The following is a 6,156-nucleotide window of genomic DNA, read 5'->3' on the forward strand; positions in this document are numbered from 1 at the left end:
CACCCCTAAGGAAGTAGTGCGATGAGCAAGCTGCGCGTGGCGGTCCTCGGTGCCCGGGGCCGTATCGGCTCCGAGGCCGTGAAGGCCGTCGAGGCCGCCGAGGACATGGAACTGGTCGCGGCCCTGGGCCGCGGCGACGAGCTGGAGACCCTCGCCGAGAAGGGCGCCCAGGTCGTCGTCGAGCTGACCACCCCCGACTCGGTCATGGCCAACCTCGAATACTGCGTGGGCCACGGCATCCACGCCGTCGTCGGCACCACCGGCTGGACCGAGGACCGTCTCGCGCGGCTGGACGGCTGGCTCGCCGCCTCCCCGGAGACCGGCGTCCTCATCGCGCCGAACTTCTCCATCGGCGCGGTCCTCACCATGAAGTTCGCGCAGCTCGCGGCGCCGTACTTCGAGTCCGTCGAGGTCGTCGAGCTGCACCACCCCAACAAGGTGGACGCCCCCTCGGGCACCGCCACCCGCACCGCCCAGCTGATCGCCAAGGCCCGCGCCGAGGCCGGCCTCGGCCCCCAGCCGGACGCCACCGCGACCGCCCTCGACGGCGCCCGCGGCGCGGACGTGGACGGGGTGCCGGTGCACGCGGTACGGCTCCGGGGCCTGCTGGCCCACCAGGAGGTGCTGCTCGGCGGCGAGGGCGAGACGCTGACCGTCCGCCACGACTCGCTGCACCACGCCAGCTTCATGCCGGGCGTGCTGCTCGGTGCCCGCCGCGTGGTGAGCACCCCGGGCCTCACGTTCGGCCTGGAGCACTTCCTGGACCTGGGCTGACGGCCATGGGCGGCAAGATCACGTACGTCTTCCTCGCCACCGTCCTCGTGCTGGTCTTCGGGGTGGTGGCGATGGAGGGCGTCCTGCTCCTCCTGACCGGCGAGCCGGCGGCCATGGGCATGGGCGCGGTGGCGTTCCTGCTGCCCTGCGTCGGCGCCTGGTTCCTGTGGAAGAACACCAGCTTCGCGCGCCGGGCCAACCGGCTCGCCGCGGAGCTGGAGGCCGAGGGCGGACTCCCCGTCGACGAGCTGAAGCGCACCCAGGGCGGCCGGATCGACCGCGACTCCGCGGACGAGGTCTTCGCCCGGCGCAAGGCCGAGACGGAGGAGTCGCCGGAGGACTGGCGCTGCTGGTTCCGGCTCGCGGTCGCCTATCACGACGCCCGCGACACCCCCCGGGCCCGCAAGGCGATGCAGCGGGCCATCGCCCTCCGCGAGGGCCGGACGGTCAGCGCCTGACGCCGTACTCGGCGTGCCACGCCTCGACGGTGTCGGCGGCCCGGTCGAAGGCTTCGACGCGGGAGAGGAAGTCGGCGTTGTGGTCGGTGAGCAGCACCAGCTGCTCGCCGCCCGGCCGGTCGAGGAGCAGGGCCTGGCCCTGGACGGTGCGCGGGAAGTTCAGCCAGCGCACCGGCTGCTGGGCGGTGCGGACCCCGGCCACCTTCGCCCAGGGGGTGGTACCGGTGGTGAAGAAGCCGACGCGGCGCACGCCGGCGCGGCTCACCCAGGTACCCATCCGCAGCAGGCGGAGCGCGGCCAGGATGATCAGCAGGGCGACGCCGAAGGTGACGAGCGCGCCGTCGACGGCGCCCGCGGCGGCGATGATCACCGCGGCGAGCAGCACGAACGAGGCGAGCAGCAGCGCGAGCGCCGCCGCACCGACCCGGTAGGGCCCCGGACGGTACGGACGGCGCCACTGGTCGTGGTCGTCGAACGGGAGCGCGACGGCGTCGGTGGCGTCGAAGGCACGGTCGGCCGTCAGAAAGGGCAGGGGCACGGCGGTTCCTCACTCACAAGCACGCTCGAAGGGGCGGTGCCCGGTGAGGCTACCTCAGCGGTTGTCGGAGGCTTCGGACTGCTGCTGGCGCGCGGGCGAGTCCGTGCTGTCGAGCGACGGCATCCCGAAGACCAGGGAGCCCACCAGTCCGGCGGCGACGGTCAGCCCGAGCAGCGTACGCCCGACGACCTGGCCGGGTCGCAGCCTCTCCCGGGGTGGCGGAGTGACGTTACTGCGGAACTCGTCGGCCTCCGCCACGAACGCGAACGGTACGACCTCTGTCCGCCTGAACATGGGTGTCACTCTCCTCGGGGGTTGTCGTGTGCCTCACAGGTACAGACGAGCGGATCAGGGGTTTGGTGCCGTTTTTCACCGAAGCAGCCGAATCTCATCCTTCAGACGGAGTCGCGCTAACCTGGGCCCGCCCCACAGACGACTGGAAGGTACATCTGGTGACCGACACCCCCACCGAGCCGGCGAAGATCGACCTCCGGAGCGACATCACCGTCGAGCTGGTCAAGAGCGCCGCGGCCGACTCCGACGTCCTCTGGGCGGCCCGGGTCTCCACGGCGGGGGAGCAGTCCCTCGAAGAGCTCCAGAAGGACCCCGAGCGTTCGAAGGGCCTGATCAACTACCTGATGCGGGACCGCCACGGCAGCCCCTTCGAGCACAACTCGATGACCTTCTTCATCAGCGCCCCGATCTTCGTCTTCCGCGAGTTCATGCGGCACCGGGTCGGCTGGTCGTACAACGAGGAGTCGGGCCGCTACAGGGAGCTCCAGCCGGTCTTCTACGTCCCCGACGCCTCCCGCAAGCTGGTCCAGGAGGGCCGTCCGGGCAAGTACGTCTTCGTCGAGGGCTCCGAGGCCCAGCACGAGCTGGTCGGCCGCGCGATGGAGGACTCGTACCGCCAGGCGTACGAGAGGTACCAGGAGATGCTCGCCGGCGGCGTCGCCCGCGAGGTGGCCCGCGCGGTCCTCCCGGTCGGCCTCTACTCCTCGATGTACGCCACCTGCAACGCGCGCTCGCTGATGCACTTCCTCGGGCTGCGCACCCAGCACGAGCTGGCGACGGTCCCGTCCTTCCCGCAGCGGGAGATCGAGATGGTCGGCGAGAAGATGGAGGAGCACTGGGCCCGGCTGATGCCGCTGACCCACGCGGCCTTCAACAAGAACGGGCGCGTGGCGCCGTAAGGCACACATGTTCGTCCACTCTCGCGAAGTGTCCGTATTGCGACGTTTCGTGAAGTTCATCTAGGCTGATCAAACGGACCCGGCACTGCTTGAACCCCCGAGCAGGCAGTGCCGGGCTCCTCTTCTCACGTCCCCCGAGGGGACACCCGGCGCTGAGCAGCGAGTAGCGTGTTACCCATGGCTCCGATCTCCACTCCGCAGACCCCCTTCGGGCGGGTCCTCACCGCCATGGTCACGCCCTTCACGGCGGACGGCGCTCTCGACCTCGACGGCGCCCGGCGACTCGCCACCCACCTGGTGGACGCAGGCAACGACGGCCTCGTCGTCAACGGCACCACCGGCGAGTCCCCCACCACCAGCGACGCGGAGAAATCGGAGCTCGTACGCGCCGTACTGGAGGCCGTGGGCGACCGCGCCCACGTCGTCGCCGGCATCGGCACCAACGACACCCACCACTCGATCGAGCTGGCCCGCGCCGCCGAGCGCGACGGCGCCCACGGCCTCCTCGCCGTCACGCCGTACTACAACAAGCCCCCGCAGGAGGGCCTGTACCGGCACTTCACGGCGATCGCCGACGCCACCGGCCTCCCGGTGATGCTCTACGACATCCCCGGCCGCTCCGGCGTCCCGATCGACACCGAGACCATCGTCCGGCTCGCCGAGCACCCCCGGATCGTCGCCAACAAGGACGCCAAGGGCGACCTCGGCCGCGCCAGCTGGGCCATCGCCCGCTCCGGCCTCGCCTGGTACTCCGGCGACGACATGCTCAACCTGCCGCTGCTCTCCGTGGGCGCCGTCGGCTTCGTCTCGGTCGTGGGCCACGTCGTCACCCCCGACCTGCGCGCCCTCCTCGACGCCCACCTCGCGGGCGACTTCCGGAAGGCCACCGAGATCCACCAGAAGCTGCTCCCGGTCTACACCGGCATGTTCCGCACCCAGGGCGTCATGACCACCAAGGCCGCGCTCGCCCTCCAGGGCCTTCCGGCCGGCCCGCTCCGCCTTCCGCTCGTCGAGCTCTCCGCGCAGGAGACCGAGCAGCTCAAGGTCGATCTGGCCGCCGGCGGGGTAGACCTCTGACATCCGACTTCACAACTGAATACGACGACAACTGAAAACGGCGACAACTGAACACCGACAACAGCAAGTGCACGATTGTCATGCGCGCCACGTGCCCGACCGGTACGTGGCGTGTGTGGTGAGGAGAGACTTTTGAGCCATCCGCATCCCGAACTCGGCGCCCCGCCGAAGCTCCCCCAGGGCGGTCTGCGCGTCACCCCGCTCGGCGGCCTGGGCGAGATCGGCCGCAACATGACCGTCTTCGAGTTCGACGGCAAGCTGCTGATCGTCGACTGCGGCGTCCTCTTCCCCGAGGAGGAGCAGCCGGGCGTCGACCTGATCCTGCCCGACTTCACGACCATCCAGGACCGCATCGACGACGTCGTCGGCATCGTCCTGACCCACGGCCACGAGGACCACATCGGTGGTGTGCCGTACCTGCTGCGCCTGCGGCAGGACATCCCCCTCATCGGCTCCAAGCTGACCCTCGCGCTGATCGAGGCGAAGCTCCAGGAGCACCGCATCCGCCCGTACACGCTGGAGGTGGCCGAGGGCCACCGCGAGCGGCTCGGCGCCTTCGACTGCGAGTTCATTGCGGTCAACCACTCCATCCCGGACGCCCTGGCGGTCGCCATCCGCACCCCCGCGGGCATGGTCGTCCACACGGGCGACTTCAAGATGGACCAGCTGCCGCTGGACAACCGCCTCACCGACCTGCACGCCTTCGCGCGTCTGAGCGAGGAGGGCATCGACCTCCTCATGACGGACTCGACGAACGCCGAGGTCCCCGGCTTCACGGCGCACGAGCGGGACATCTCCAACGTCCTGCGGAACGTCTTCGCCAACGCCCAGAAGCGGATCATCGTGGCGAGCTTCGCCAGCCACGTCCACCGCATCCAGCAGATCCTCGACGCCGCCCACGAGTACGGCCGCCGGGTCGCCTTCGTCGGCCGCTCGATGGTCCGCAACATGGGCATCGCCCGCGACCTCGGCTACCTCCGGGTCCCGGCCGGTCTCGTCGTGGACGTGAAGACCCTCGACGACCTGCCGGACGACGAGGTCGTGCTGGTCTGCACGGGTTCCCAGGGCGAGCCGATGGCGGCCCTGTCCCGGATGGCGAACCGCGACCACCAGATCCGGATCGTCCCCGGCGACACGGTCATCCTGGCCTCGTCCCTCATCCCGGGCAACGAGAACGCGGTGTACCGCGTGATCAACGGCCTGACCCGCTGGGGCGCCAACGTCGTCCACAAGGGCAACGCCAAGGTCCACGTCTCGGGCCACGCCTCGGCCGGCGAGCTGCTGTACTTCTACAACATCTGCAAGCCGAAGAACCTCATGCCGGTCCACGGCGAGTGGCGCCACCTGCGGGCCAACGCCGAGCTCGGCGCGATGACGGGCATCCCGAAGGACCACATCGTCATCGCCGAGGACGGCGTCGTCGTCGACCTGGTCGACGGTCGCGCCCGGATCACCGGCAAGGTCCAGGCGGGGTACGTGTACGTGGACGGCCTCTCGGTCGGCGACGTCACCGAGTCCTCCCTGAAGGACCGCCGGATCCTCGGCGAGGAGGGCATCATCTCGGTCTTCCTGGTGGTGGACTCCTCCACCGGCAAGATCACCGGAGGCCCGCACGTCCACGCGCGCGGCTCCGGCATCGAGGACTCCGCCTTCGACGCGGTGCTCCCGAAGATCGAGCAGGCGCTGAACAAGTCCGCCCAGGACGGCGTCGTCGAGCCCCACCAGCTCCAGCAGCTGATCCGCCGCACCGTCGGCAAGTGGGTCTCCGACACCTACCGCCGCCGGCCGATGATCCTCCCGGTCGTCGTCGAGGTCTGAGCCCGAAGGGCCTGACCAGGACGGTTACGGAGCGGGGCGCCTCGATTTGCATCGGGGCGCCCCGCTCCAGTACGTTTACGGCTCCGCCAGAACGGGAAGCCCCGGCGCCGCAGTGCGCCCGGACGGCCGAACGGGAGGCGGGAAATCCGACTCAGATCTTCTGATAAAGTCGGAAAGCGCCGGAAGGCCCCGAGAAAAACAAATCGGGACCGGAAAGCACCGAGGAAATCGGATCGGAAAGATCTGATAGAGTCGGAAACGAAGGAAGCGCCCGGAGGGCCTGGAAACAGGAACGAAG

General features: G+C 69.8%; 7 protein-coding genes. 5 read left to right on the forward strand and 2 right to left on the reverse strand.

Going from position 1 to position 6,156, the window contains the following annotated elements; all coding sequences use genetic code 11:
- Positions 1-21 precede the first annotated feature (21 nt).
- Entirely contained in the window at positions 22-774 is a 753-nt protein-coding gene (gene dapB / locus ACIGHB_RS18785) for a 4-hydroxy-tetrahydrodipicolinate reductase (RefSeq protein ID WP_399914324.1), read from the forward strand.
- 5 nt (positions 775-779) lie between these two features.
- A complete protein-coding gene (locus tag ACIGHB_RS18790; RefSeq protein WP_360312303.1) occupies positions 780-1,232 on the forward strand; it encodes a hypothetical protein in 453 nt (150 codons plus the stop codon).
- Here ACIGHB_RS18790 and ACIGHB_RS18795 read toward each other — a convergent pair.
- Positions 1,222-1,770 (reverse strand): hypothetical protein, encoded by a 549-nt coding sequence (locus ACIGHB_RS18795; protein WP_360312305.1) that lies wholly within the window; start codon positions 1,768-1,770, stop codon positions 1,222-1,224. The two genes, ACIGHB_RS18790 and ACIGHB_RS18795, sit on opposite strands and share 11 nt — an antisense overlap.
- A 54-nt stretch (positions 1,771-1,824) precedes the next feature.
- Positions 1,825-2,064 (reverse strand): hypothetical protein, encoded by a 240-nt coding sequence (locus tag ACIGHB_RS18800; protein ID WP_360312307.1) that lies wholly within the window; start codon positions 2,062-2,064, stop codon positions 1,825-1,827.
- A gap of 158 nt (positions 2,065-2,222) precedes the next feature.
- Here ACIGHB_RS18800 and thyX point away from each other — a divergent pair, with 158 nt between their 5' ends.
- The 3 genes from thyX (at position 2,223) to ACIGHB_RS18815 (ending at position 5,858) form a co-directional block, all read left to right on the forward strand.
- Positions 2,223-2,963: an FAD-dependent thymidylate synthase gene (gene thyX / locus ACIGHB_RS18805; RefSeq protein ID WP_360312309.1), complete on the forward strand. Its 741-nt coding sequence runs from the start codon at positions 2,223-2,225 to the stop codon at positions 2,961-2,963.
- 177 nt (positions 2,964-3,140) lie between these two features.
- Positions 3,141-4,040: a 4-hydroxy-tetrahydrodipicolinate synthase gene (dapA, locus tag ACIGHB_RS18810; RefSeq protein ID WP_360312311.1), complete on the forward strand. Its 900-nt coding sequence runs from the start codon at positions 3,141-3,143 to the stop codon at positions 4,038-4,040.
- A 132-nt stretch (positions 4,041-4,172) separates the two neighbouring features.
- Positions 4,173-5,858, forward strand: a complete 1,686-nt coding sequence (locus tag ACIGHB_RS18815; protein ID WP_399914328.1) for a ribonuclease J — start codon at positions 4,173-4,175, stop codon at positions 5,856-5,858.
- Positions 5,859-6,156: the final 298 nt, after the last annotated feature.

The sequence above is a fragment of the Streptomyces sp. NPDC085460 genome (assembly GCF_044541975.1).
GTDB lineage: Bacteria > Actinomycetota > Actinomycetes > Streptomycetales > Streptomycetaceae > Streptomyces.

What these genes read in the sequence shown, in the direction of transcription:
- ACIGHB_RS18790 (WP_360312303.1), top strand. Translation starts at nt 780, where the DNA reads ATGGGCGGCAAGATCACGTACGTCTTCCTCGCCACCGTCCTCGTGCTG.
- dapA (WP_360312311.1), top strand. Translation starts at nt 3,141, where the DNA reads ATGGCTCCGATCTCCACTCCGCAGACCCCCTTCGGGCGGGTCCTCACC.
- dapB (WP_399914324.1), top strand. Translation starts at nt 22, where the DNA reads ATGAGCAAGCTGCGCGTGGCGGTCCTCGGTGCCCGGGGCCGTATCGGC.
- ACIGHB_RS18800 (WP_360312307.1), bottom strand. Translation starts at nt 2,064, where the DNA reads ATGTTCAGGCGGACAGAGGTCGTACCGTTCGCGTTCGTGGCGGAGGCC.